Source organism: uncultured Parabacteroides sp. (assembly GCF_905196875.1).
Taxonomy (GTDB): domain Bacteria; phylum Bacteroidota; class Bacteroidia; order Bacteroidales; family Tannerellaceae; genus Parabacteroides.
The window spans coordinates 1-26474 of sequence record NZ_CAJJWO010000016.1 but is presented as its reverse complement, the minus strand read 5'-3'; the positions used below and the strand labels follow the sequence as shown (position 1 = coordinate 26474).

The window sequence follows — 26474 nt, the reverse complement described above, 5'->3', positions numbered from 1 at the left end:
CCATTCAGAAACCATATTTAATGGCTACGCTGGCATAGAAGGATGGTGAGAAATGCGGGTCATAATCTCCCTCCACCTTAAACATGGCCTTCAGCGTACGGTCGTCGTAATAGGCAGCCCGGTAAGCAGACAGGCCGATCGTAATAGGGACAGACAGCGACTTCGTGATCGTAAGCTCCGGTTGCAACCCGGCTATCACATACTGCTGCGCAAATATCTTATCCTTGCCGTCACGTTCAACAAAGGCCAGCATTCCGTTCATCGAGCCGACCAGCTTCAGACGAAACAGCTTATGCAGCTGGATACCGCCTGAAACCTCCACCCCGTCCATCATCGAGATATTGACCATATAGCGTCCTTCGATCCGCCAATCGATAAAAAGAGCGGGGAAGACCATCGGATAACCAAAGCTGGTATTCAACGCCAATCCCATCCCCAGGTCGAGATTATCCCGCAGATGCCAGATAGCCGCCGCCATTCCTACGCCCATCACATTTTTCCAACGGGCATAGGCCAAACTTCCGGTATCCATAAAGATCCCCGCCCCGACACTGGCCAGCAACGACCACTTCTTACTGAGCGGACGAATGTAAGAGACAGCCAACTGCACATTAAATATCTGCGGTATATCCACATATCCCGACAGGTTCTTATTATCCATCGAAGCATAGGAAGCGCCCAGGCCTACCATCCAGGCTGTCGGATGATTGTTTTCATCCATCTTCATCGATACGGGGATATTGACACCTCCCTGTATCACCTTCATATCGCCCTTTCCATCAACCTTTTTATTATCGATATCCCGGAAACCGGAAGAACCGATATATTCAGCCTTCAGCCAGACCTGTGCACTTACTTCCTGAAATACAAAAACCCCTGACAAAATCAACATCAACCATCCTGTTTTCATATTATGCTTCTTTATTATAATTGAACTTGATGCAAAACTAAGCAAACAGACAACGGGAGAACAAGTTAGTATACGAAGCAGCTGTAATAATATACGAAACGAGTTTTTTCGCAGACATCCGGTAATAACAATAAAAGCTACCGGATGTTTGGCAGCTACATCTCCTTTTTATATCTTTGCGCCCCATTTTTCATTAAACAAAAGGCAAAGATGAACATGAACGAGTTGACATGTGGTTTAGATTTCGGGACTTCCAATTCTATTATCTCCCTCACTGATAAAACGACACAAAAAGAAGTATTCTCTTATAGCGAAAGCTCCATCCTTTATTTCCCGGATACAAACGAAATGAGCTATTATGTGGGAAAGGAAGCCCACGACAAATATATAGAAGAGAATATGACCGGACGCCTGCTGAAATCGGTCAAGACACTGCTTCGTCAGGATAAATTCCTTTCTACCTGGATATTCGGCAAACGAATGACACCCGACCAGCTCGTCACCTGCATCATCCGTCATTTGAAAGAGAAAGCGGAAGCTTTTACCGGTACTGAAATCACCGATGTGGTATTGGGAAGACCTGCCATCTTTTCGGAAGATCCCAAACAGGAGAACCTGGCCGTCAACCGCCTGATGCTTGCCGCCCGCAACGCAGGATTCAGGAATATCAAGTTGCAACTGGAACCGATCGCTGCCGCCCTCTCCTACGAACAACGGCTCGACCATAGTGAAAATGTCTTGGTAGCCGACCTCGGTGGTGGTACTTCCGATTTTACAATCATGAACCTGTCACCCAGCAAAGTACGCAAGGAAGATCGGAAAGACGATATCATCGCCCACGGCGGGGTCTACATTGGTGGCGACCTCTTCGATTCGGAGATCATGTGGTATAAAGTAACTCCTCACCTGGGACGGGGCGTGAAATATCAGTCATACGACAAAGAGATCGAAGTACCCTCCATCCTCTATCGCGAACTGAAAAACTGGGAACGGACTTTTATGCTGAAAGAAAGTAAACTGCGCCGTTCGATGGATAACTATTACCACCTTTCAGGCAACAATCCGAAGATTGACAACGTGAGGGTCTTGATTGACAACAACTATGTATTCTCACTATTCAAAGGGATCGAACAGTCCAAAATCAATTTATCAGACGGAAAAGATACGACGATCGATTTTGAGAAAGAAACGATCAGTATTCACGAACCTTTCACTCCTGACGAATTCGCCACAGTCATCGAACGGCATACGACAGCAATCGAACAATATATCTGCCAACTGCTCGAAACTTCCAAATACAGCGCTTCAGATATCGACTCCGTCTTTATCACAGGCGGTAGCAGTCTTGTTATACCAGTAAGAGAAATACTCTACCGTATCTTCGGAAAAGATAAAATCCGTACAGGCAATACTTTCAATAGTGTAGCTTACGGATTGTCGTTAAGTTATTAGGAACAACGTTATTGACACCCTGCTCAACAACGTTGTTCCCACCTACCTCAACAACGTTATTCCCATCCTACTCAACAGGGGTGTTGAGATCGGCCTCAACAACGTTGTTGACACACCTCTTACAAATAAATGTTAATCTCAACGTTCCGAAATCGGAACATAAGTTGTTTCTTCCAAAACATTCTTATAAGCCGGACGGATGATACGTTTGCCATCGAAATGAAGTTCTTCGATACGGTGAGCTGTCCAGCCGACGATACGAGCCATGGCAAACAACGGCGTATAGATTTCCTGCGGCAGGCCGATCATTTCATAAACGAAGCCGGAATAGAAGTCCACGTTTGAAGAGACACGTTTCTTCGTTCCTTTATGTTTGGCGAAACATTCGATAGCACGTTCTTCCAGCAGTTCGAGGAAGGCGAATTCTTCTTCACGCCCCTTTTCCTTTGCCAGATCACGAGCCAGTTCCTTCAAGACAATGGCACGCGGGTCGGATATTGTATAAACGGCATGACCGATACCATAGATCAGCCCCGTTTTATTATAAGCCTCCTTATTCAGCATACGCATGAAATAAGTATCGATTTCATCCACATTCTTCCAATCACCAATATTTTCTTTCAGATGGTTGAACATATCTACAACCTGGATATTGGCACCTCCGTGTAACGGGCCTTTCAACGAACCGATACCGGCTGCGATGGATGAATAGGTATCCGTTCCAGTCGAACTGGTTACACGAACCGTAAAGGTGGAGTTGTTACCACCACCGTGCTCAGCTTGCAAGACAAGCAATAAATCGAGTGTACGTGCATCGAGTTCGGTAAAGTCTTTCTTCAGCATGTGCAGGAAGTTTTCTGCAAGCGACAGGTTTTCATGCGGATGGCGGATATGCAAAGAACGTCCGTGTGTACTATGACGGAAGATATTATATGCATAAGCGATGATAGTCGGGAAACGGGAGATCAGCTCGATGGACTGGCGCATCAGGTTGTCACGCGAAGTATCATCCGGATTAGGATCGAAAGTGTACATTTCCAAAACACTACGGGCAAGAATATTCATGATATTCTGTCCTTCCAGGTCGAGGATATTCATTTTAGTTTTCTGCTCCAACGGCATGTTGTCGCAGATCAGACCTTTGAAAGAGGCTAGTTCTTCCTTATCGGGCAACTTACCGGAAAGCAACAGGTAAGCCACTTCCTCAAAACCGAAACGTTTCTCTTTAATCAAGGCATGTGCCAAATCTTCCACATCGTACCCTCTGTAAAACAGTTTACCGGGGATAGCCTTCAGACCACCGTTATCCGGCAGACGTTCGTAACCTACAACATTACCGATCTTGGTTAATCCGACCAAAACACCGCTGCCGTCTTCGTTACGCAGACCACGTTTCACATTATACATCGGGAAAAGTTCATTGTCGATCTTACAGGCATCCTTTGATGCATCCGACAGTTTATAAATAAGATATTCTTTCTTCATGACTAATTATTTTATGAGTTTATAATAAAGATATGATACAATCACCAAACTCCCTGGTGCCAAGAGATTTTCCTGCCGGCATGAAACGAGCCAGATCATTCGTTGCTTCACCTTTCGAGAAAGCTTTTTCCATAGCAGCCGTAATCAGGTTGGCTGCTTCATTCCATCCCATATATTCAAGCATCATCACGGATGAAAGCAAAAGGGACGACGGATTTACAATATCCTTTCCGGCAATGTTAGGAGCCGTGCCGTGTGTTGCTTCGAAAATAGCATAACCGCTGTCGTAATTGATATTAGCACCGGGAGCAATTCCGATACCGCCCACCATAGCAGCCAACTGATCAGAGATATAATCGCCGTTGAGATTGAGCGTTGCGATGACGGAATATTCTTCCGGGATCAATAAAGTATTCTGTAGAAAGGCATCGGCAATAACATCTTTAATGATGACTTTTCCGCTCTCAGATGCTGCAAACATGGCTTTAACCGCCTCGGCTTCTCCTTTCTCCTTTTTGATCTTTTCGTATTGCGGCCAGGTGAATGTCTTGTCGGCAAACTCACGTTCTGCCAAAGCATAGCCCCAGAGTTTAAAACCGCCTTCAGTGAACTTCATAATATTGCCTTTATGTACAAGCGTTACACTCGGTAATTTATTGGTCAGGGCAAATTCGATAGCGGCACGCACGAGGCGTTCGGTTCCTTCTACGGATACGGGTTTTACGCCGAATGAAGAGGTTTCGGGGAAACGAACTTTAGTCACTCCCATTTCTTCCGTCAGGAACTTCAGAAACTTACGTGCTTCAGGCGTTCCTTGTTGCCATTCGATACCGGCATAGATATCTTCGGTATTCTCACGGAAGATATACATATCTACCTTCTGCGGTTCGCGTACCGGAGAAACAACACCTTTGAACCAACGGACAGGGCGCAGACAGACATAAAGGTCTAAAGTCTGGCGCAAAGCCACATTCAGCGAGCGGATACCACCACCGATAGGAGTGGTCAACGGACCTTTTATTCCAACCATATATTCACGGAAAGCATCCATCGTTTCATCAGGAAGCCAACTTCCGGTCTTATTGAAAGCTTTCTCACCCGCCAATACTTCTTTCCATTCGATGGACCGTTTACCGTCATAGGCTTTTTCGATAGCTGCATTTACTATCTTTTGGCAGACCGGCGTGATCTCTGCTCCTACGCCATCTCCTTCGATAAAAGGGATAACAACCTTATCAGGAACGATCAAATGGTCTTTTTGTTTTGTTATTTTATGCATGTTGTTAGCTTATTAGTTGTTTTAAATTTTCCTATTAATGTACTACATTCAGTGCCGCCCCTGCTTTGAACCATTTGATCTGCAAATCGTTGTATGTATGATTTACCGGGAATGATTCCTGCGAACCGTCGGCGTGTGTAAGAACGGCAGTCAACGGCTTGTCGGGTGCAAAGTCTTTCAGACCGAGGATGGAGATATGATCGTTTTCACGGATCTTATTATAATCATCTTTATTTGAAAACGTCAGGGCAAGCATTCCCTGTTTCTTGAGGTTTGTCTCGTGGATACGGGCAAAACTCTTGGCAAGTATCACCTTTACATTCAGAAAACGGGGCTCCATAGCAGCATGTTCGCGGGAAGAACCTTCGCCGTAGTTCTCTTCGGCAACAACGATGGACGAGATTCCTTTTGCTTTATATTGCTTGGCAACGGCAGAAACAGCTTCATATTCATCAGTAAGCTGATTTAATACGGCATTTGTCTTACCATTGAAAGCGTTGACAGCTCCCATCAACATATTATCGGAGATATTTTCCAGATGACCACGAAAACGCAGCCAAGGACCTGCCATCGAAATATGGTCTGTCGTACATTTTCCTTCCGCTTTGATAAGCAATGGCATCTCCAACAGGTCATTGCCATCCCACGGAGCAAAAGGTTGCAAAGCCTGCAAACGGTTTGATTCAGGATTGATCTTTACATCCGTATTCTTTCCGGTCGGAGCCAGATAACCATTATCTTTTACATCAAATCCTTTAGGTGGGAAATCGGTTCCCTGCGGTTCTTTGAGCTTTACTTCACGGCCATCTTCCGTCTTCAACGTATCGGTCAACGGATTGAAACAAAGGTCGCCGGCAATAGTCAGTGCCAGCGTCAGTTCCGGAGAAGCGACAAAGGCATGTGTGTTCGGATTGCCATCCGCACGTTTGGCAAAATTACGGTTAAAGGAGGTTACAATAGAATTTTTACGGGTATTATCGTCGGTATGACGTTTCCACTGGCCGATGCATGGTCCACAGGCATTTGCCATGATGGTCGCTCCCACTTTCTCGAAGTCACCGATAATACCGTCACGTTCGGCAGTATAGCGAATCTGCTCCGATCCCGGATTGATGATCAGCGGAGCGGCAACAGGAATCTTATCTTCAAAAGCCTGACGGGCAATAGAGACGGCACGGCTCAAATCCTGATAAGACGAGTTCGTACACGAACCGATCAGACCCACTTCCATCTTACGGGGATAACCGTTCGCTTTTACTTTAGCAGCAAATTCAGAGATAGGCGTTGCTGCATCCGGAGTAAACGGACCATTGATATGCGGTTCCAGTTCAGACAAGTTAATCACGATCACCCGGTCGTAGTATTCATCCGGCTGCGCCCTCACTTCCATATCGGCTTCCAGATAATCTTGGATAGCGTCTGCCCAGGCGGCAACCGTATCACGTCCGGTAGCACGCAGGTAAGTAGCCATATTCAAGTCGTACGGAAATAACGAAGTAGTTGCTCCAACTTCGGCACCCATATTACAGATCGTCGCTTTTCCTGTTGCAGAGATGGAAGACGCACCTTCACCGAAATATTCGATAATGGCATTCGTTCCTCCTTTTACGGTCAGGATACCCGCCAGCTTTAAAATGACATCTTTGGGAGAAGCCCAACCGTTCAAACGTCCGGTCAGTTTAACACCGATCAGCTTCGGCATCTTCAGTTCCCACTCCATACCGGTCATGACATCGACAGCATCAGCACCCCCAACTCCAATAGCCACCATTCCGAGGCCACCGGCATTCGGTGTGTGAGAATCCGTACCGACCATCATTCCGCCGGGAAATGCATAGTTCTCCAATACAACTTGGTGGATGATACCGGCTCCCGGCTTCCAGAAACCTATACCGAACTTATCAGATACGGATTTAAGGAAGTCATACACTTCGCTGTTTCCTTTGGTAGCCGTTTCAATATCCGCTTTCGCTCCGATATTCGCCTGAATCAGGTGATCGCAGTGGACGGTTGCCGGAACAGCCGATTTGTCTTTCCCTGCATTCATAAATTGCAGCAAAGCCATCTGGGCTGTTGCATCCTGCATCGCCACACGGTCGGGACGGAAGTTTACATAATCATCTCCACGCTTAAACAGGCGGAGTGCTTCTTCATCATATAAATGAGCATATAAGATTTTTTCGGCCAATGTCATCGGGCGGCCAATCTTTTCACGGGCTGTATCTACCCGTTTCGGAAAATTTGAATAGAAGCTTCTCAGCATTTCAATGTCGTACACCATATCGTAATCTTATTAGTTGTTTGTTTATCAGAATGTTTTTCACGCAATATACCGACTTGTCATCGGATGGAATGTAATATATAAGACATCATAAAAATTTTACTGTCTGATTTAATTCTTAACAAATATATATTATATCAGAATACGTTTCATTCAATAATTTCTATGGTTCAATAGAGAATATCTATTATATAAAGAAAGTTCGCCTTACATTCTACATTTATTAATAGAACGCAAGGCGAACCCATTTTGTTCAGCGATTATCGCTGTTTATTTAATGATTGTTTTTATTTCCTTCCGACTCCTTCCATTTCTCGGCATAGCTATGAAGAATAGAGGCTATCCCCTCTCCGATCCTGACATAATCTTCTGTTTTCAGATTAGCCAGGGAAGCGCGGATAGACCATTCGGGGGCATCGAAGCCACCGCCGTTCAGGAGAACCAATGCCGTTTCCTGTGCCAGGCGGAACACCACATCGACAGGTTCATAATTGGCTTTCAGATATTCCACAAACTCGTCTCCATAGAATTTCTTTGCCCAGACTTCCATATCTATTTCACTGTAATAGCCGGCACGAAGCGGGTCGTCCAGCAAGGTAAAACCTGTGCTTTCCCAAAGTGTATGCAGGCGTTCGTGTATGATCTCGATCATTCTCGACTGATAGAGGTTTTCCGCATCCAACAGGGAGAAGGCGGAAAACAGAGCCATCTGGGTCTGCTGTGGCAGGGAAAGACCAGCCGTATGATTTAAAGCGACCTGGCGGCTGTCGGCTACCATGCGGTCGATTAATTTCATTTTTGACGGATCGATCATGATACTGTCGTAACGTTTATTCAATGCCGCTTTTTTATCGTCCGGCAGATCGGCAATCATTCGGTCATAGATATTGTCTTCGTGCAAAGCCACCACTGCCAGACGCCAACCGGTCGCTCCGAAATATTTGGAGAAAGAGTATACACATAACGTGTTATCCGGCAATACCGATATTAAAGAGCGGAAGCCCGGGACAAAAGTAGCATACACATCATCGGTTATAATCATCAGGTTCGGATTAAAATTGGTGACGATATCGACGATACATTCTGTCAGGCCTTCTGTCAATGCATAAGACGGCGGATTGCTCGGGTTAACGATAAAGGCAGCCTTGACTGAAGGGTCTTTCAGTACATCAAGATCTTTTTCCTGATATTGCCAGGTATGATATCCGTCGCCTGTCATTTTTAAAGCGTGAATCTCAATTACATCGAACAGGTAACGCGCCTGTTCGGGTATTTCGATATATGGAGTAAAGACCGGAGCGAACAGGACGATCTTATCACCTTTATTCAACAGGAAGTTCTGTTGCAGGGAGTCGAAGATATAACACATCGCAGCTGTCCCGCCTTCTGTTGCAAAAAGGTCGAACTTACCTTTGGGCGGATGGTTGTTACAAAGTGCCAGCTTCAGATAGTCTTCTACCAACACTTCCGTATATTTCAGAATACGGTCCGGAACCGGGTATTGGTCGCCGATCACCCCTTCGGCCCATTCATGTACGAGATCGTTTTCATCGACACCCTTTTCACGGACCATATATTCGTAAGTATCTCTTAACAGGCGGGAACCGGGTGTTTCCTCATGTTTATCCAAAAATTCCTTGAAACGGACAGCAATGCGCTTTTTCTCGGGCACACCCGCCAAACCGACCATACCGTCTTCCAACTTGGTTCCGCGACGGCATTCTTCCATTCCGAACTGACCTAGCAGAAAGAAGGCTTCACGAGGTGTCGTTGCGATCCAGTTCGGGTTACCTCGTCCGGCATTCAACATGATATGAGTGCTTTTACGAGCACTCTCGTCAGCCAGATCGATCAGGATATCCTTCAATTCGAAGGGACTGATCTCCGACATCTTCTTTTCATATTCACGGGTAATTACTCTTTCTTCCATATATACATTATTATATGATTTATAAATTTAAATTTGTCAATTCATTAATAAAACAATCACGACCCCCCAGATAATCAGCAGAGTATTTCCGACAGCATATGTAACGGTATAGCCGAGTGCCGGAGTCTGGCTCTCCACCGCATCTTCCACGGCACCGAGGGCGGCGGTTGTCGTTCGTGCACCGGAAGTACAGCCCAGTGTGATGGCCGGGTGGAACTTAAAGAGGTAACGTCCCATCAGGACACCAACGATCAGCGGGATGGTCGTTGCCAGTGCACCGATCACGAACAGGCTTACACCTACTTCCTTAAAGCCGGTCACAAAACTTGGTCCGGCCGTAATACCGACAACAGCGATAAACATATTCAGTCCGACATTATTCAATACCCAGAGCGATGGTTCCGGGATACGGCCGAAAGTAGGATGTTTGGAACGAAGCCAACCGAACACCAGTCCGGCAATCAGTGCTCCACCGCTTGTACTCAAGCTAACCGGAATATCTCCGAAATGCAATGCGAGCGAACCGATCACGCCACCAATAAAGATACCTAATCCGACAAAGACCATATCCGTCTGGTTCGTCGGACGATCTGCATAGCCCAATGTGGCAGCCGCTTCATTCACCTCCATCTTGGTGCCGACTAACTCGAGCATATCACCCGGATCAATCTTAGTCGCTGCCAATACCGGTATACTGATACCTGCACGTTTGATACTTTTAATACTGACACCATGCATCACCTTTTCCTTACGGAGCCGGGCTACGGTCATTCCAACGAATTTCTTGCGTGATATCAGGACCGGTAATGTCTCTGCCGGGAAATCCAGTAATTCGATATCGTTCACTTCGTCTCCGATCCAGTCTTCCTCCCCGATCACAAACTCTCGGCGACCGCTCAATACGACTTCGTTTCCTTTCATAAGCATCAGATCGGGCTTCACCTCATATACAATACCATTGATACGGACACGTTCGACGAACAAACGCCGCCCCTGCCCTTCCAGATAATCTTCCAGCTCCTGCACCGTCTTACCGGCTCCGAACCAATCGTTATTTATCTTATATGCGCGGAAAGTTATCGGACGGGCAGCAGGCATGAAACCGGGTTGTTCGCTCTCGTCGTCAGTCCCCATCTTCGACTCTAATTCTTTACAAGCTTTCTTTACAGAAGCTAACCCTCCGAGGAAACGGGGAGCGATATCACTCATGATCCAGGCAGAGCCGGCCGTACCGAAAATATAAGAAACGGCATAAGCCACAGGCATCACGTTTATCATCGAAGCCTTGTCGGCAGCGCTCAGTCCTCCTTGATTAATCGTATCTTCTGCCACACCCAATACGGCAGAGATCGTCTGTGAACCGGCCAGTAACCCGGCAGCTTCACCTGCATTGTATCCCATCAACTTTGCCAATAAGAAAGGAACAAACAGACAGAACAGACACATCAATACTGCAAAAAGGACCTGCGGAAGTCCTTCTTTCTTCAGTCCGCGAAAAAACTGCGGGCCTACACTGTAGCCCACGGCAAAAAGAAATAAAAGAAAAAATACCGACTTGATAGGTGCTCCGATATCGATATGTAACTGTCCGATTATTACTCCGACCAGCAGGACACTGGTGACAGTTCCCAACGAAAATTTCCCTATCTTGAACTTACCGATCCAGAATCCAAAAGCCAGTGTCAGAAAGATGGCCAGTTCCGGATAGTGTTTGAGTAAATCTACAAACCACTCCATATATAAACTGTTTGGCGTTAATACTAAATAGACATTTTATGTCCGGTTTTTACTTGTGGTAATGAAACAGAAGCCGTAAGGCAGTTGTTCCGACAGAATCAATTAAGATAGTATAAAATCCCTCTTATTTTAAATAATTTTCTAACTTTGTCACCGCTTTGGTGATACGGTAACTTCCGGTTATCGTATAAAAGGGAATCTGGTGAAAATCCAGAACAGTGCCCGCTACTGTTAAGCCCATTCCGAAGGAAGGCATTCTTACACCACTGTCCGGTACAAGGACGGGAAGGTCGCTTTCCGGGCAAGTCAGGAAACCTGCCAAGTTTTTTTATATCGTATCTTCCCGGGGTCAGGAGGATGATAAGAACATACGGACAACCTCTTTTCATAAAAGAAAATGTTTACCGACTATCGGTATTATGGTTTGTCGTATTCGTAGGTTATCTTTTAATTTACATTATATGAAACATTTACTATTACTTATTGCTTGTATGCTCGCACCTATGTGCTGGGCACACGACGGCGAGAACTTCAAGGCATCCGACATGCTGGCCTCCATGCAACCGGGTGACAAAGCCGCCTTATTAATGGTACATTTCGGTACCACGTATGACAACACCCGTGCACTTACTATCGACGCGATCAACCAGAAAGCAAAGGAAGCCTTTAAAGACATGGAAGTACGAGAAGCTTACACTTCCCGCATTGTCGCACGCCGCCTGAAAGCACGCGGTATTGAAAAACTGAATCCTATGGAAGCACTGGTAAAACTGAAAGCTGACGGATATACCCATATCCTTATCCAGTCAACCAACATTATCGAAGGGGTGGAAATGGAATCGCTTCGCAAAGACATTGCACCGTTGGAAAAGAATTTCAAAGACATACGCATCGGCAATCCGTTGCTTTATACGCCTCACGATTTTGAGGATGTAATAGCAGCCATCACAAAGAACGGAGCGAAAAAAGGTGCAACCGTCCTTGTAGGACATGGCACGTACACACCTGCAACAGCTCAGTACGCGATGATGGATTATATGTTGCATTCGAAAGGTTACAACGATTATTATGTGACAACAGTTGAAGGTTATCCTTCTTTCGACGATATGGTTGCCAAACTCGAAGCAGGCAAAACAAAGAAAGTATTATTGATGCCTTTCATGTTTGTTGCCGGCGACCATGCGAACAATGACATTGCAGTCGACATGAAAAAACAACTGGAAGACAAAGGATACGAAGTATTTGTCTTTATGCAGGGCCTAGGACAAAACACAGACATACAGAAGATATTTATCGATCATGCAAAGTTTGCCGCCAAACACAAAATGATCAACATCACAGAGAAAAAGAAACAGTACGCAGCTGAAAAAGACTAAAATACGTACTGTCCAAATGACAACCGGCCTCTTCCTCTTACAGGGAGAGGTCGGTTCTTTTTTATATCTGCCAGTAAAGAACACTTAACATATCCCCGCAATACGATAAAGGTAACCACTCAGCCCTCTGTTTAGATTTTTTATGTTACGGTTTTAAAGCATTTCATTAAGCAATAGAAGCTGCCTGTCAAACCTTTGGTCAAAATGACAAAATGATATTTTTTAGCATAAATATCATTTTGAATGAAAAAACCGGTTTAATAATTAGTATACAGACCTAATTATAAGTATCTTCATGTCATGAAAATAGCGTATCAGACATCGTGAATGTATTCCGTGAGGCATCTGAACGAACAATCCATCCCCTTAAAGTGAAACAGAAGGTAAGTGGCCAGTTTAAGTCCGATGAAGGTGCCAGCGCTTTTTCTATGATTCACTCAATAGTTGATACTACAAAGAAAAAAAAGCAAGATACTTTTCTTTCTCTTAGAGAGATTGCGAAAAACGTAATCAATTATCAATCGTAATGACAATATGTTATGGGGGCTGAGTAGTTACTAATAAAGCATAAATGACTTCCATTGAGTTCTCACTTATAACACCTAACTTCCTATATCATAACATTAAAAATAAAGGAGTAATAATAATACATATTTTATCTGTTATCCACTAATTATTTATCACCTTTATTTGTATTTTTATTTATATTAAATTATACACATTAAATGATATTTTGTATACATATCAAACTACAATATTATACTTTTTTTGCATTCCACATTGATATAAATGTGAACTAATAATTAAATCTAAATGAAAACATGAAGAGTACAAACGACAATGCTCCTTCTGAAGTAGCAAATAACCGTATACAACAAGCCGGTTTTGATCTTCTAAAAAGTACAGAAGGAATGATATTAACAAAATCTAGCCTATATGATAATATGATAGTTTTCATTCTAAGCGGATCGGTAAAAATATATTCTTCTCATACCCAGATGACATTTATAGACGAAGCACATATGGTCTTCCTTAAAGTATACGAAAAATATACATATGAGATTGCTCCATATTCAAAAATTCTGGCTTTCACCTTCGACAGCCTGCCTATCGATGAACTCATTTGTTTTCGGGTCCAATATGATCTGTTGCCCCAGTCTGCATTTGAATGGATAGAATTAAAGATACTCGAACCCTTATACAGCTTTTTAAATCTTCTCGCCCAGTACTTAGAGAATCATTATTTGGATTACAAACTATATGTTTCCAAAAGGGACGAACTATTCTATCTACTCAAAACTATTTATTCAAGAGAAGAATTAGGTCACTTTTTCTATCTGTTGGCTAGCCATCCGTCTGAATTCGAGAATCAGGTTATAGCTAATCATATAAAAGTAAAGAATGTAAAAGAACTCGCAGATCTGATGGGATACGGAGTAAATTCTTTCCGGAGTAAATTCAAGGAAACTTTCGGTATAGCTGCTTATCAATGGTTACTAAATGAAAAGGCAAAACGTATATTGAAATGCCTGGCAACGAACGGAGAAGATTTCAAAAATATAATTGATGACTTTGGTTTCAGTTCCCATTCACATTTATATAAATTTTGTAAGACACAATACGGATTTACTCCCCAAGAACTAAGAAAAAAATTAAATCAGTAAAAGATTATCAGAATATACACTTTATATGTGATTATATATACATCACCCTTCTATCGCATAAGTTACCTTTGTGTCATCTATAAACAGATCTTTTTAAATTATGATGACCAAAATGTATTTGTTATTATCCCTGATTAAGGACGGGGATAGTAGTTATGTTGAGGAGAGAATGTCAACTCCTTTAGTTAGTTATATTTTGTTAGGGGTAATTTCACTTGTTGTATTGATGCGAGTAATATCCTGGCTACAAATCCTGCACTTCAAACACAAAGTAAAAAAGCTTATTTTTGAAAAACAAAAGAATAGAGAAGAAAGAACCAGACTACCTACTCTACTTAACCACGAATTAAAATCGGAATACAGTACAGAAGAAGTACATCGGCTGGCAGTCTGGATATATGATATACAATTGAACTTATTTATATCTCTGCATAATAATGCTTTCTCTAAAGATGGAATGAGTTATGAAACAGGACTTGAACTAATTCACCCGGATGACAGGGAAATATACGAAAATGACCTACATATGTTATCGTCCGGTTTGATAGAAAGAATGACCGAACTTCTACGTTTCTACAATAACGGGGAATATGAAGTGTATAGGTTCAATGCTGTTGCCATACGCTCTGTCAGCACCGGCAAAGTAGACAAAATAATCGGTACAGAAGAAAAACTGTACAAACAAAATTAAATACAGAAACATCAAATCAGTTAATAAATAAGATTAAATACATTATCTTTGTGTCTCATGATTTTTAGAGCAGATCAGAATCAATAACTCAAAGCTACAAATGAGCACAGGTAAAATAATCGTAGCCGGGATCGGACCCGGCAGTGAATCAGATATAACTCCAGCAGTATTATCTGCCATCCGTCAGTCGGATGTCATCGTCGGGTATAAATATTACTTTCAGTTTGTTGAATCAGCGATCCGGCCCGATGCAATCTGTATCGACTCAGGGATGAAACGCGAAAAAGTCCGGGCAGAAGAAGCCTATAACTATGCTAGCGAAGGTCATGTGGTAACCGTTATCAGTTCCGGTGACTCCGGCATTTATGGCATGGCTCCCCTTATCTACGAGATGAAACGCGAGAAAGGGAGCGATATTTCGATCGAAGTACTTCCGGGAATCAGTGCCTTCCAGAAAGCAGCCTCTCTGTTGGGTGCTCCGGTAGGACACGATTTCTGCGTGATCTCCCTCTCCGATCTGATGACACCCTGGGAAATGATAGAGAAACGGATCAAAGCCGCTGCCTCTGCCGACTTTATCACGGCTATCTACAATCCCAAAAGCGAAGGGCGCTACTGGCAGCTCTACCGCCTCATCGAACTCTTCCTGCAGGAACGTCACCCGCAAACACCTGTCGGTTTTGTCCGCCAGGCAGGACGTGAGGAACAGACAGTCACCATCACCACGCTGGCCGAATTCGATCCCGAGCAAGTGGATATGTTCACCGTTATCATCATCGGTAACTCCCAGACGTACCAATTCAATAATCACATGATAACCCCACGCGGCTATTATGGAGAGATCAAGATGGGCAAAAAGGAAACAGGTATCGGGCAAGATATCATGATACGCAGTTTCCGGACAATCGAGAAAGAATTAAAGAACAAAGATATTCCATTAGACAAGAAATGGGCTTTACTACATGCAATCCATACGACAGCCGATTTCGACATGGAAAACGTATTGCGGATAGACGACAACGCTGTGGCAACCCTTTACGAATTACTTAATAGCAGAAAGGTACGCACCATCATCACCGATGTCACCATGGCAGCCTCGGGCATCCGTAAAGGAGCCTTGCAACGCATGGGCATAGAAGTGGAATGCTATCTGTCTGACGAGAAGGCAATGGCCCTGGCTTCTGAAAAAGGAATCACCCGTACACAGGCCGGTATCCGTGTGGCCGTCAGCGAACATCCGGACGCTTTATATGTATTCGGTAACGCACCGACAGCCCTGATGGAGTTGTGCGACCTGATACGGAAAGGGAAAGCGACCCCGGCCGGCATTATTGCCGCACCTGTCGGCTTTGTGCATGTACAGGAGTCCAAACATATGGTAAAACCATTCGTCTCCATTCCTAAACTGATCGTTGAGGGACGAAAAGGCGGCAGTAACCTGGCAGCCACACTAGTAAATTCTATACTTTGTTATAACGACGCTATTAATTTAAAACCCGGAAGAGACGTATGAGAACACAATTTATCGTTATCGGTATGCCCGATAATCAAGACTATATCAGCTACAATATAGATATACAGGATATCATCAATAGCAACACCCACTTTTCAGGAGGGAAACGACACCACGAACTGCTCCGGCCGTTCCTGCCTCCCGAGGCCGTATGGATCGATATAAAAGCACCCTTGTCCAACGTTTTCGATGAATATGAATATCACCGGAAGATCGTTGTATTTGCATCGGGTGATCCTTTATTCTCGGGATTTGCTTCAACCATATTAAAACGCATGCCGGAAGCCGAAGTTACGATCATACCTTCGTTCAACTCTTTGCAAATGCTTTCTCATGAATTAAAAATGTCGTACGAAGATATGCTTATGGTTCCTCTTACAGGCCGGCCCTGGCATGAACTGGATCGTGCGTTGATAGAAAACAGAAGTAAGATCGGTATCCTGACCGACCATGTGCATACACCGGCCGCCATTGCCATGCGCCTGTTGAAATACAATTTCACACAGTATAAAATGTATATAGGCGAACATTTAGGTAATCCGGAGAAACAACGTGTATCACGCTCACTCGCCCTGTCGGAAGTTGAAGAGCATCCGATCGACAGCCCAAACTGCGTGATCCTGGAACGAATGTATAACGACAGTATTTACCGGCCATTGGGAATACCCGACAAGATGTTCGAACTTCTCGACGGACGGGAACGGATGATCACAAAAGCACCGATCCGTATCCTCGACATGAGTGCCCTGATGTTACCTATGTGTAATCATTTCTGGGATATCGGTTTCTGTACCGGTTCCATCTCTATCGAAGCCAAACGGCAATATCCGCATCTGCATATCCATGCATTTGAGATCCGTAAGGAATGTTGGCAACTGATGGAAAATAACAGTTCCCGCCTGGGTGCTCCCGGCATCGATGTACATATCGGCGACTTTATGGAAGAAGAAGTATCCGACCTGCCGGCACCCGATGCTGTCTTCATAGGCGGTCACGGAGGAAAGTTGAAAGAGATAGTAAATAAGGTAGCTCGCTATCTGGCACCCGACGGTTTACTGGTATTCAACTCCGTATCCGAAGAAAGTGAGAAACTATTTATCGACTCGGTTCTTGAAGCCGGATTGAAACTGGATGATCCTTTACATGTAACTGTGGGCGATTATAACCCGATAGTCATACTGAAGGCATTTAAAGAAGCAAAATAGGAGAACAATGAATAAACGATCTTTAGCCATTGTGGTAGTCTCTACAAGTAGTCTACCATTGGCACGCCAAATAAAAAAACAATTCCCCGACGCTGTTATTTACAGCAAAGAGTCAGAAGAAGAAACAGTTTTGATGGAATCGATCGACTCTATTATGGGAGATCTTTTCCTGAAAACGGATGCTATCGTCTTTATCGGTGCGATGGGGATTTGCGTTCGATGCATCGCTCCCTATATTATGGATAAACATACCGACCCGGCTGTGGTCTGCATCGACAGCACAGGCAAATATATCATCCCTGTCCTGTCGGGACATATCGGAGGAGCGAACGAACTCAGCACCGAACTGGCACAACTTCTGGGCGGCAACGCCATTGTCACGACCCAAAGCGATAACACCGGATTGTGGGCATTGGATACGCTGGCCGAGAAGTTCGGTTGGTCTGTCGTTGCCGACGATTTGAGCGACAACGAGAACGCGATGAACACCTGCATCGCCGCCTTCGTCAATAAGAAACCGACTGCTTTACTGCTCAATGTACGCGACAAGGGAACGGATTATCTGGAAAGTACCCTTCCTGTCCATGTCCAGCAATTCAATAAATTCTCGGATATACCGCTCGATCAGTTCGAATTGGTTATCACTGTCGGGCCGTTCATCTACGAGGCCGATGTGATGATGGTGTCCTACTTCCCGAAGGTCTTGCATATCGGTATCGGCTGCCGTAAAGATATAAAAGGCGATCCGGTGGAACTTCACCAGCATATCATCGGAACGCTGATCGACAACAATATCTGTCCGGAGTCGATCGTCGATATTTCATCCATCGACATCAAGAAAGACGAGGCTATGCTTGCCCTGCTGGCTTACGGCATTATGAACTGTCCGTTCAAGACCTATCCGGCGGAAATCTTGAACAAAATACCGGTTCCTAACCCATCCCTCCGCGTAAAAGAGGCGACAGCATCGGCCAGCGTTTCCGAAGCCGCCGCTATTTACAGTGCCGGAGGTGGTCTTTTATTATTGGAAAAGCAAAAAGGAAGTCTGGGTGAAGGCAACGAATACACTTTCGCCGTTGCTATGGACAAGTCGGTTCGTCGCCAGGGACATATCGAAATAGTCGGAGCCGGACCGGGTGATCCTGAACTGGTTTCTATCCGTGGGCGCCGGATGCTTGAGAAAGCAGACCTTATCCTGTATGCCGGAAGTCTCGTCCCGAAGGAACTGACTTACTGTGCCAAACCGGGAGCCACCGTTCGTAGTTCGGCCGATATGAATCTCGACGAGCAGTTCGCCCTGATGAAAGAGTTCTACGACAGAGGTAAGTTCATCGTTCGTCTGCATACCGGTGATCCCTGCATCTACGGAGCGATACAGGAACAGATGAACTTCTTCGACCAGTACGATATGAGCTATCATATCACGCCAGGAATATCCTCTTTCCAGGCTGCCGCTGCCGCCTTGCGCTCGCAGTTCACCATCCCGGAAAAGGTACAAACCATCATCCTTACCCGTGGCGAAGGCCGCACGCCAATGCCAGAAAAAGAGCAGCTGCACAAACTGGCCGCCAGCCAGAGTACCATGTGCATCTACCTGAGCGCAGGCATAGCCGACAAGGTACAGGAAGAACTTCTCCAGCATTATGCGCCTACTACACCGGTAGCCGCCTGCTACAAGCTGACATGGAAAGACGAGCGTATCTACCGCGGGGAATTGAAAGACCTGGCTAAGATCGTGAAAGAGAACAACCTTACACTGACCACGCTATTGGTCGTAGGTGACGCGATCGACAACCGCGAAGGCCTTTCCCGACTGTATGCCGACGAGTTCAAACACCTGTTCCGCAAATAACCGGACAATGATACTGATACTGGGAGGAACGACAGAAGGACGCGCCGCCGTCCGCATAGCCGACGAAGGAAGTGCCCCTTATTTCTATTCGACTAAAGGGTCGCTTCAGGAAATAGACTGTGCGCACGGTATCCGCCTGATCGGTGGAATGGATGCTGCATCGATGGAAACATGCTGCCGCGAAAACAATATCCGCCTGCTGATCGATGCCGCACATCCTTTCGCTTCCGCCCTGCACCGAACGGTAGCGGAAGTCGCTTCCTCCCTCCAACTGCCGGTTATCCGCTATGAGCGGCGTTATCCTCCGCGCGACAACGAGCTGATCTGGTGTGACGATTACCACGATGCCATCGACAAGTTAAACGAACACGGCATCCGTAACCTGCTCGCCCTGACCGGGGTAAACACCATCGCCCCGCTCCGCCCCTGGTGGGAAAAGCATCCGGCATGGTTCCGCATCCTCGAACGTGAAGAATCGCTCGCCATCGCTACCCGGCAAGGGTTTCTCGCCGGACGGTTATGTTTCTATCGCGATGAAGATGACGCCGGAGAGCTGATGGATCAGCTTCAGCCGGATGCCGTCATCACGAAAGAAAGCGGGCAATCGGGATATTTCAACGAGAAAGTGGCTGCCGCACGTAGTCGGTCTATTCCGGTATTCGTCGTAAAACGTCCGGCATTACCCGAAACATTCTATATCGTTTACGGAGAAGACGGATTGCGCAAGCAAATAGAACGGCTATTGCCGGAATTCTTTCCTTTGCATCATGGTTACACCACCGGCACCTGTGCCACTGCCGCTGCTAAGGCTGCCTTAGTAGCCCTGCTAACGCGGAAAGAGCAAGCCGACTCTCCCATCACCTTGCCTTCGGGCGAAGTGATCACCTTGCCGATCGCCGATACCGCCTGGAACGATAACAGCGCCACCTGTGCAGTCATTAAAGATGCCGGAGACGACCCAGACGTAACGAACGGCTGCCGGATCGTTGCTACGGTTGCTTTCTCTACGGATATTGCCCCGTCAGGCATCCGCTTTCTTGCCGGAAAAGGGGTCGGCACCGTTACGCTTCCGGGATTGGGCCTGGAAGTAGGCGGCCCGGCTATCAACGCCACTCCCCGTAAGATGATAACAGAAGAACTGACTGCCGTCTTACGGGATTTCCGGCAGGAGGAGTTAGCCGGGTTAACCGTTACGATCTCTGTGCCCGGTGGAGAAGAGATTGCAGCCAGGACATTCAACCCGAAACTGGGTATCGTCGGCGGGATCTCCATTATCGGGACATCCGGCATCGTTCGCCCTTTCTCCACGGATGCTTTTATCGCCTCTATCCGTAAGGAAGCGGAAGTAGCCAGAGCCATCGGTTGCACGACGCTGGTAATCAACTCCGGCGCCAAAAGCGAACGGCATCTGAAAGTCCGCTATCCCGAACTGCCGCCACAGGCATTCGTACACTACGGCAACTTTATCGGCGAGACATTAAAGATAGCTTCATCACTCGGCTTTCAGCAGGTTGTTATGGGTATAATGATCGGGAAAGCAGTTAAACTGGCCGAAGGTTTCCTCGATACACATAGTAAAAAGGTAGTAATGAATAAAGACTTCCTGAAAGAATTGGCAAGTCAATCCGGCTGTCCCGATGTTTCCATCCAAAAGATCGACGGCATCACGCTGGCCCGGGAACTATGGCAATTGTTTCCCATGGAAGAGCAGGATGCATTCTTCAATCTCCTGCTGAAAAAATGCTACGAGCATTGTACCCCGCTTATCCCTAAAGGGAAACTGACAATATTACTTATTACGGAAGAAGGATATTTAACCGGAGCATAAATATAATATGTAGTAATTAAAACAACGGTTTTACGGTGACAGAAATAAGGATTTATTATCTTATTATAAACGACCGACCACCCTTATTTTTGTTTTATACACTATACACTATACATTATATATTATGACTCATACATCAATAAAAATCAAACGAAGGAAATCGGTGATACCGGACAGGCAGACGGCGCTCTGCATACAACTGATCCGTCACCGCAGGATGAAACGCATCCCACTCAACCTCTCGGTCTACCAAGAGGAATGGGATGCAGGTAACCAGACGGCCCTTATTCCGGTCGGGACACAACGGGCACGGGGTGAATATCTGCTCCGCGTAAACGAAGAGATCGAACAAACGCGTAAACTGATCAGTATACTAATAAGCAAACTGGAAATGCGGGGAGATTATACCCTCAACGATATCGTGGACGCCTATACGGATAAAACATCATCCGTCACCCTCTTTGCACACATCGGGAAACTGATGCAGGAACTGGCATGCAAAAAACAATGTGCCACCCTGCACCATTACCGAAGCCTGCAAAACAGCTTTACCGGCTTTCTCAGCCAACAGGAACAAAAAACGAATGATATAACTCTCGCCGCTATCGACGAGACAATTATTATCCGGTATGAAAACTATCTGAATGAACGGGGACTGGCTCCTAACACCGTCTCCTTCTACTTCCGAAATCTCCGGGCCATATGGAATAAAGCAGTTCTGGCCGGCTTGGTAGAAGATAAGCCCGGATTATTCAGCCGGGTGAATACCCGCATTGAAAAGACGCAAAAACGTGCTGTGAAGGAAGAAGTCATCAAAAAACTGGAAACGCTGACAGACGAACAATTAGGGGAACCTTCTCTGTCGATGGCTCGCGATCTCTTCCTTTTTTCCTTCTATACGCGAGGGATGGCTTTTATCGATCTGGCTTATCTGACTCACGAAAATATCCATGGCGACATGTTGGTCTATACCCGCAAAAAAACCGGTCAGACGTTACAGATCGGAATACTACCGGAAATCAGAGAGTTGATAGAGCGTTACCATTCAGAAAATTCACCCTACCTGTTCCCTGTGATATGTCCCTGCAAGTCGGAATACCGGAACTACGAAAGTGCTCTCCGGCTTCAGAATATGCGGTTACAAAAGATAAGCGAACTGATAGGATGCGATCTGACTACTTATACTCCCCGCCATACCTGGGCCAGTATTGCCAAAAGCAAAGGAGTTCCGGAAGAACTCATATCGGAAGGAATGGGACACACATCGGCAAAGACAACGCATATCTATATCGCTACACTTGATAATTCAAGACTTGACCGAGCTAATAAACTTGTTATTTCTAGAAAGACAACGGAGAATTATTGGATGGGAAATTCTGTCTCTTGGTAAGAGACGGAAAAGACATTTCAACTGATTGTTAAAACGTTGCAAATGTAATAACGTTTTTTTGAACAAACAAGAGAAATCACCGATTAATAAACAGCGAAAGCTTAATATTCCGAGTTTTCCAGAATATTATAACGTATTTTAAGGAAAGAACCACATAGCACAAACAGCTTTCCTATGCCCTTTATGTTCTTTTATCTACTGTCTTTTCTTCTCCTTACTTCCTTATTATCAGATGTTTCACAATTGTTTTACAATTTCATGGGGTGATAAAAGCCTCAAACAGTCCTTGTCATGTTAGACGGCCAGAGCTTCAACAAGCTTCACAGTTAGTCCCTTCGGGACATGCAGCATTACTGAATAAAGCATTACTAAATATTAAAATAAAGGCATTCATTATGTTTATTGTTTGACATTTTGTTTTACGTTCTTGTCATGTGGGGAGCCACTAACATGGCAAACAGTTTAATTATTAATACCTCACAACAATCTGCCTTTTCTCTTTCCGTCTCTTACCAAGAGACAGAAAGAGTTAAATAACTTTTTAAACCGATCGGTAATGATGTATAGGGGGATATTTAGAAAATACCACATAATTACTATTCTGTTCGTCTGTTTGACTACCTGCTTGCAAGGACAGCAGACAGCGATGAAAACAAATGCGCTTTTCTGGGCTACCACAACACCCAACGCAGGTGTAGAGATAGCACTCTTCCATCGGATCACTGTCGATATATGGGGTGCTTACAACGCCTGGAAATTCAGAAACGATATGAAACTAAATCTTTATCTCGCCCAACCGGAAATACGTTACTGGTTCTGCCGCAAGTTCGAAGGTCATTTCGTCGGCCTGCACGGACATTACGGTCACTTCAATATCGGACAAATCCCGTTTATATCAGGACTGAAAGAGTATGTACTCAGAGGCGACCTGTACGGAGGAGGTGCCACCTACGGTTATCACTGGGCACTGGGCGAACGCTGGGGCATGGAAGCCATGATCGGTGCCGGTTATGCCTATATGAAATATGATAAACTACGCTGTACGGATTGTGCCGAACGGGTCGGCTCGTACACACGCAGCTATATCGGCCCCACCCGGATAGGCTTTTCCATCATCTACTTTTTACACTAAATAACTAACAGATGAAATCCATACATATATATAATATAATAAGACCGGGTATTCTGATTGCCGGATTATCCTGCTGCCTGCTTCAAGCGGCGGCCGAGGGAATCCGTATTATTCCTCATTCAATCCAGGTTCGCAACGACAGCTTACATCTGGCCCTTGAAATGGATCTGAATGCCGTCCGCGTCAATACGCTTACAGCTATCAGCTTCACTCCTGTTTTAAAGGGCAACCCGGAGCAACTCGATCTTTCACCCGTTGTGATAACCGGCAATAAACGGTTTCGCTTCGAACGCAGGGAAAGAGCCCTGACCGACCGGGAAACTCCATTGCCGATTCCTTTTCTGGTTATATTGGATAACCGGAAAACCCGGTCGAAGAATGTACAGTATGAAGTATCCGTACCTTATACCTCGTGGATGCACGAAGCATCGTTACTGCTCCGCCAGGAGATCAAAGATTGTTGCAACCTGCAAGTATTGGGTGTCGATACATTGGTACGGCATATTACTCTGAAAGACTTCCCTGTTCACGTACCGGATACGGGAGTGCCGGAAAACAAGCCTCTTCCTACGGCTAAGAGTACGGCAAGTGTCTCTGCGATCTTGTCTCAGGCACAGGAACGGGATAGTGTTCCGGCGAAGCCTGTCCGGGATACCGAAAGTCTGGTTCTCTATTTCGATTATCCCATCGGCAAAGACGATATACATCCTGATTTTAAGAATAACCGTTATGAAATCGATAAGATCGACCGGCTGATCGCTCCGTTACAACGGGAACACTTTGTGTCTGTCCGCAGCATCCGTATCTGCGGTTATAGTTCTCCCGATGGTAATTATGGCGATAATGAACGGCTGGCCGAAGCCCGGTCGCGCTTCTTCTCGATTTATCTACGCAGTATGTACGGTATTCCCCGCGGACTGGTACAGGTTTCGTCGGTGGCGGAAGATTGGGAAGGACTGGTCGATTTGCTGGAACGGGATGCCCCCTCGTACCGGGCGGCCGTACAGAGAGTGATTTCCCGTTACGGCGTTTTCAACGGCCGGGAAAGGCATTTGATGGAGTTGCAGGGAGGCGTTCCTTATAAAGATATGTTGAAACATTTCTTTCCCCGTTTACGCCGTATCGAGGTAATTGTACGTTACGAGGATGATAAAACGAATGATGAATGAACAAGATACCGGAGATAGTTTACATGCTGCTGGCAGTTATCCTGTCCGGTTGTTCCTTCGGCGACGAGCCTTCGCTCTGTCCGTTCAACACCCGGCTGGAATACTGGTATGCAGGCAGCAGTGCAGAAAATCTGCTACCGGTCTATGTAGACAATATCCGTCAGTATCTCTTCGACAACGAAGGGCAACTGATAGCAACGACTACCCTGCGAGGCGACAGTGTGACAGGCTGGTCGGCCGATCTGCCGGAAGGACGTTACACTATCGTGCTATGGGGAAACCTGGGTAACGAGGAGAAAAGTTCGGTACAGGTGGTAGCCAACGGCAGCACATCGCTCGGTAACACCACGCTCAATGCCGGACGCGAGGGTGTTCCACCCGGTTTCCGGGAGAACACCGAACGTATCTATTACGGTACGGCCACTTTCGAGGTCGATGACAAAGTGACGCAACGCCTGCGGGTCTATCTCTCGCACGCCCATGCCGTTCTTTCGGTAACCGTCCGCTGGATGGCCGACGCATCGCCACCGCCCGAAGGGGGTATCTACCGGATGCGGATGAAAGGTATTCCGGACAAATACGATTTTACCAGCGGGTATGAGTCGGATACACCTTCGGGTACCGGAGTTTTCCATATACCGCGTATCGGAGGAACGGTGACTTACCACGAAACGCGCGCCGCTATGAATTACGACGGCGAAGTGACCGGAGAGCTGGTCACCTACCGTTACACCTCGCATACCCACCAGATGTGGAGCCTGTGGCGGGATGGTAAACAGATCATCAGGGAGCTCGACCTGAACAGTTTTTTCAGCAAGCTGCCTATGAATATGGATACGAACATCGAACAGGAATTCGATATTCTGATAACCGTATATAAAGATAAAATCATCGTATCGCTGGCCGGAGCATCCGACTGGGATGAAGGAGGAACACTTGGGTAACCATAAGAATTGAAAATTAAATATATGAATGTCATGAAACAAATCTGCAAACTAACAATGATGCTGCTTGTCGTCTTTCTTTGGACAGGATGTACCGAAGAAAAAGAACAGGGAAACGGCACTGGGCCGGAACCAGGCGGCGAAACGCCTCAACAACGGCGTGAAGTATTGCTCACGTTAAACAACGAGCTAGTCCTGAAAAAGAACGTAACGAAAGCCGGTGACGATCCAATCGCTACAGCCGAAGAGAATGCAATCTCTTCGCTCGACGTCTATGTTTTCGGCTGTGCCACCGAGGAGGGTGATTATACCTTCCAGGAACAGTTCTCCTACCGTGCCGACGATACAGCAGAGCTGCCCGCCGGGGCTACCGAACTGGATCTGACGGCAACCGATGCCACCAATAAGCAAACCAAAGGACTGATGAAACTAAAAAAAGGCCTTTTCGTCAAGCTCTATTGCATTGCCAACTGTAGCACACTGATCGATCCGACGACAGGCAACCCCGTCTCTCAAGCCGGCTTCGTCCCCCTCACCCTCTCCACCCCCGAACAGGCAGGAACAGAGGTTGCCACCGAGGGCAAGCCGATGGAAAGCGAATTTATCAGTTACCATACCCCCCTTCTGCAAGCCGAC

At 45.9% G+C, this 26474-nt stretch carries 19 protein-coding genes and 1 riboswitch; of the genes, 13 read left to right on the top strand and 6 right to left on the bottom strand.

What is annotated here, in order from left to right; all coding sequences use genetic code 11:
* Positions 1-4 precede the first annotated feature (4 nt).
* Positions 5-910, bottom strand: a complete 906-nt coding sequence (locus QZ076_RS07765) for a DUF6268 family outer membrane beta-barrel protein (RefSeq protein WP_293712064.1) — start codon at positions 908-910, stop codon at positions 5-7.
* Between the two features lie 210 nt (positions 911-1120).
* Between QZ076_RS07765 and QZ076_RS07760 the strand changes: the two genes are divergently transcribed.
* Positions 1121-2362, top strand: a complete 1242-nt coding sequence (locus tag QZ076_RS07760; RefSeq protein WP_293712061.1) for an Hsp70 family protein — start codon at positions 1121-1123, stop codon at positions 2360-2362.
* A gap of 138 nt (positions 2363-2500) precedes the next feature.
* Here the strand turns inward: QZ076_RS07760 and QZ076_RS07755 are convergent, their stop codons facing one another.
* The 5 genes from QZ076_RS07755 to aspT all read right to left on the bottom strand — a co-directional run bounded on the left by QZ076_RS07755 (position 2501) and on the right by aspT (position 11074).
* Positions 2501-3847: a citrate/2-methylcitrate synthase gene (locus QZ076_RS07755; RefSeq protein WP_122362933.1), complete on the bottom strand. Its 1347-nt coding sequence runs from the start codon at positions 3845-3847 to the stop codon at positions 2501-2503.
* Positions 3848-3866: 19 nt separating this feature from the next.
* The gene (icd, locus tag QZ076_RS07750) at positions 3867-5126 is read right to left on the bottom strand and encodes an NADP-dependent isocitrate dehydrogenase (protein WP_293712051.1); all 1260 of its coding nucleotides are present in this window, start codon (positions 5124-5126) and stop codon (positions 3867-3869) included.
* A 34-nt stretch (positions 5127-5160) separates the two neighbouring features.
* Positions 5161-7407, bottom strand: a complete 2247-nt coding sequence (locus tag QZ076_RS07745; RefSeq protein WP_293712048.1) for an aconitate hydratase — start codon at positions 7405-7407, stop codon at positions 5161-5163.
* A 274-nt stretch (positions 7408-7681) separates the two neighbouring features.
* A complete protein-coding gene (locus tag QZ076_RS07740) occupies positions 7682-9337 on the bottom strand; it encodes a bifunctional aspartate transaminase/aspartate 4-decarboxylase (RefSeq protein WP_293712046.1) in 1656 nt (551 codons plus the stop codon).
* Positions 9338-9373: 36 nt separating this feature from the next.
* Entirely contained in the window at positions 9374-11074 is a 1701-nt protein-coding gene (gene aspT / locus QZ076_RS07735; RefSeq protein WP_293712044.1) for an aspartate-alanine antiporter, read from the bottom strand.
* 142 nt (positions 11075-11216) lie between these two features.
* Positions 11217-11412: riboswitch (cobalamin riboswitch) on the top strand.
* 123 nt (positions 11413-11535) lie between these two features.
* Here aspT and QZ076_RS07730 point away from each other — a divergent pair.
* From QZ076_RS07730 to QZ076_RS07675, 12 genes are all read left to right on the top strand, one after another.
* The gene (locus QZ076_RS07730; protein WP_293712041.1) at positions 11536-12450 is read left to right on the top strand and encodes a sirohydrochlorin cobaltochelatase; all 915 of its coding nucleotides are present in this window, start codon (positions 11536-11538) and stop codon (positions 12448-12450) included.
* A gap of 821 nt (positions 12451-13271) precedes the next feature.
* Positions 13272-14114: a helix-turn-helix domain-containing protein gene (locus tag QZ076_RS07725; RefSeq protein WP_293712038.1), complete on the top strand. Its 843-nt coding sequence runs from the start codon at positions 13272-13274 to the stop codon at positions 14112-14114.
* 100 nt (positions 14115-14214) lie between these two features.
* Positions 14215-14805, top strand: coding sequence for a hypothetical protein (locus tag QZ076_RS07720; RefSeq protein WP_293712035.1), 591 nt, complete (start codon positions 14215-14217; stop codon positions 14803-14805).
* A 100-nt stretch (positions 14806-14905) separates the two neighbouring features.
* Complete coding sequence (gene cobJ, locus QZ076_RS07715) at positions 14906-16318, top strand: precorrin-3B C(17)-methyltransferase (protein WP_293712032.1); 1413 nt, start codon at positions 14906-14908, stop codon at positions 16316-16318.
* Complete coding sequence (cbiE, locus tag QZ076_RS07710; RefSeq protein ID WP_293712029.1) at positions 16315-17523, top strand: precorrin-6y C5,15-methyltransferase (decarboxylating) subunit CbiE; 1209 nt, start codon at positions 16315-16317, stop codon at positions 17521-17523. Before cobJ ends, cbiE begins: the two co-directional genes overlap by 4 nt.
* Before the next feature lie 7 nt (positions 17524-17530).
* Positions 17531-19375 carry a precorrin-4 C(11)-methyltransferase gene (gene cobM, locus QZ076_RS07705; protein ID WP_293712026.1) on the top strand — a complete coding sequence of 615 codons (1845 nt, stop codon included), beginning with the start codon at positions 17531-17533 and terminating at the stop codon, positions 19373-19375.
* A 7-nt stretch (positions 19376-19382) separates the two neighbouring features.
* Positions 19383-21203 carry a cobalt-precorrin-5B (C(1))-methyltransferase CbiD gene (gene cbiD / locus QZ076_RS07700; protein WP_293712023.1) on the top strand — a complete coding sequence of 607 codons (1821 nt, stop codon included), beginning with the start codon at positions 19383-19385 and terminating at the stop codon, positions 21201-21203.
* Between the two features lie 124 nt (positions 21204-21327).
* Complete coding sequence (locus QZ076_RS07695) at positions 21328-22593, top strand: site-specific integrase (protein ID WP_293712020.1); 1266 nt, start codon at positions 21328-21330, stop codon at positions 22591-22593.
* A gap of 559 nt (positions 22594-23152) precedes the next feature.
* Positions 23153-23725 carry a DUF3575 domain-containing protein gene (locus tag QZ076_RS07690; RefSeq protein ID WP_293712220.1) on the top strand — a complete coding sequence of 191 codons (573 nt, stop codon included), beginning with the start codon at positions 23153-23155 and terminating at the stop codon, positions 23723-23725.
* Between the two features lie 11 nt (positions 23726-23736).
* Positions 23737-24894 carry a DUF3868 domain-containing protein gene (locus QZ076_RS07685; protein ID WP_293712017.1) on the top strand — a complete coding sequence of 386 codons (1158 nt, stop codon included), beginning with the start codon at positions 23737-23739 and terminating at the stop codon, positions 24892-24894.
* The gene (locus QZ076_RS07680) at positions 24891-25838 is read left to right on the top strand and encodes a FimB/Mfa2 family fimbrial subunit (RefSeq protein WP_293712014.1); all 948 of its coding nucleotides are present in this window, start codon (positions 24891-24893) and stop codon (positions 25836-25838) included. Before QZ076_RS07685 ends, QZ076_RS07680 begins: the two co-directional genes overlap by 4 nt.
* Before the next feature lie 168 nt (positions 25839-26006).
* The coding region (locus tag QZ076_RS07675) for a fimbrial protein (RefSeq protein ID WP_293712011.1) at positions 26007-26474 on the top strand (468 nt) is incomplete at its 3' end.

Bases quoted from the DNA above. Each gene is read 5' to 3' on its own strand.
- QZ076_RS07690 (WP_293712220.1), top strand. From the start codon at position 23,153: ATGTATAGGGGGATATTTAGAAAATACCACATAATTACTATTCTGTTC.
- cbiE (WP_293712029.1), top strand. From the start codon at position 16,315: ATGAGAACACAATTTATCGTTATCGGTATGCCCGATAATCAAGACTAT.
- QZ076_RS07680 (WP_293712014.1), top strand. From the start codon at position 24,891: ATGAACAAGATACCGGAGATAGTTTACATGCTGCTGGCAGTTATCCTG.
- QZ076_RS07755 (WP_122362933.1), bottom strand. From the start codon at position 3,847: ATGAAGAAAGAATATCTTATTTATAAACTGTCGGATGCATCAAAGGAT.
- icd (WP_293712051.1), bottom strand. From the start codon at position 5,126: ATGCATAAAATAACAAAACAAAAAGACCATTTGATCGTTCCTGATAAG.
- cobJ (WP_293712032.1), top strand. From the start codon at position 14,906: ATGAGCACAGGTAAAATAATCGTAGCCGGGATCGGACCCGGCAGTGAA.
- QZ076_RS07740 (WP_293712046.1), bottom strand. From the start codon at position 9,337: ATGGAAGAAAGAGTAATTACCCGTGAATATGAAAAGAAGATGTCGGAG.
- QZ076_RS07720 (WP_293712035.1), top strand. From the start codon at position 14,215: ATGATGACCAAAATGTATTTGTTATTATCCCTGATTAAGGACGGGGAT.
- QZ076_RS07760 (WP_293712061.1), top strand. From the start codon at position 1,121: ATGAACATGAACGAGTTGACATGTGGTTTAGATTTCGGGACTTCCAAT.
- QZ076_RS07695 (WP_293712020.1), top strand. From the start codon at position 21,328: ATGACTCATACATCAATAAAAATCAAACGAAGGAAATCGGTGATACCG.
- QZ076_RS07685 (WP_293712017.1), top strand. From the start codon at position 23,737: ATGAAATCCATACATATATATAATATAATAAGACCGGGTATTCTGATT.
- cbiD (WP_293712023.1), top strand. From the start codon at position 19,383: ATGATACTGATACTGGGAGGAACGACAGAAGGACGCGCCGCCGTCCGC.
- QZ076_RS07765 (WP_293712064.1), bottom strand. From the start codon at position 910: ATGAAAACAGGATGGTTGATGTTGATTTTGTCAGGGGTTTTTGTATTT.
- cobM (WP_293712026.1), top strand. From the start codon at position 17,531: ATGAATAAACGATCTTTAGCCATTGTGGTAGTCTCTACAAGTAGTCTA.
- QZ076_RS07745 (WP_293712048.1), bottom strand. From the start codon at position 7,407: ATGGTGTACGACATTGAAATGCTGAGAAGCTTCTATTCAAATTTTCCG.
- QZ076_RS07725 (WP_293712038.1), top strand. From the start codon at position 13,272: ATGAAGAGTACAAACGACAATGCTCCTTCTGAAGTAGCAAATAACCGT.
- aspT (WP_293712044.1), bottom strand. From the start codon at position 11,074: ATGGAGTGGTTTGTAGATTTACTCAAACACTATCCGGAACTGGCCATC.
- QZ076_RS07730 (WP_293712041.1), top strand. From the start codon at position 11,536: ATGAAACATTTACTATTACTTATTGCTTGTATGCTCGCACCTATGTGC.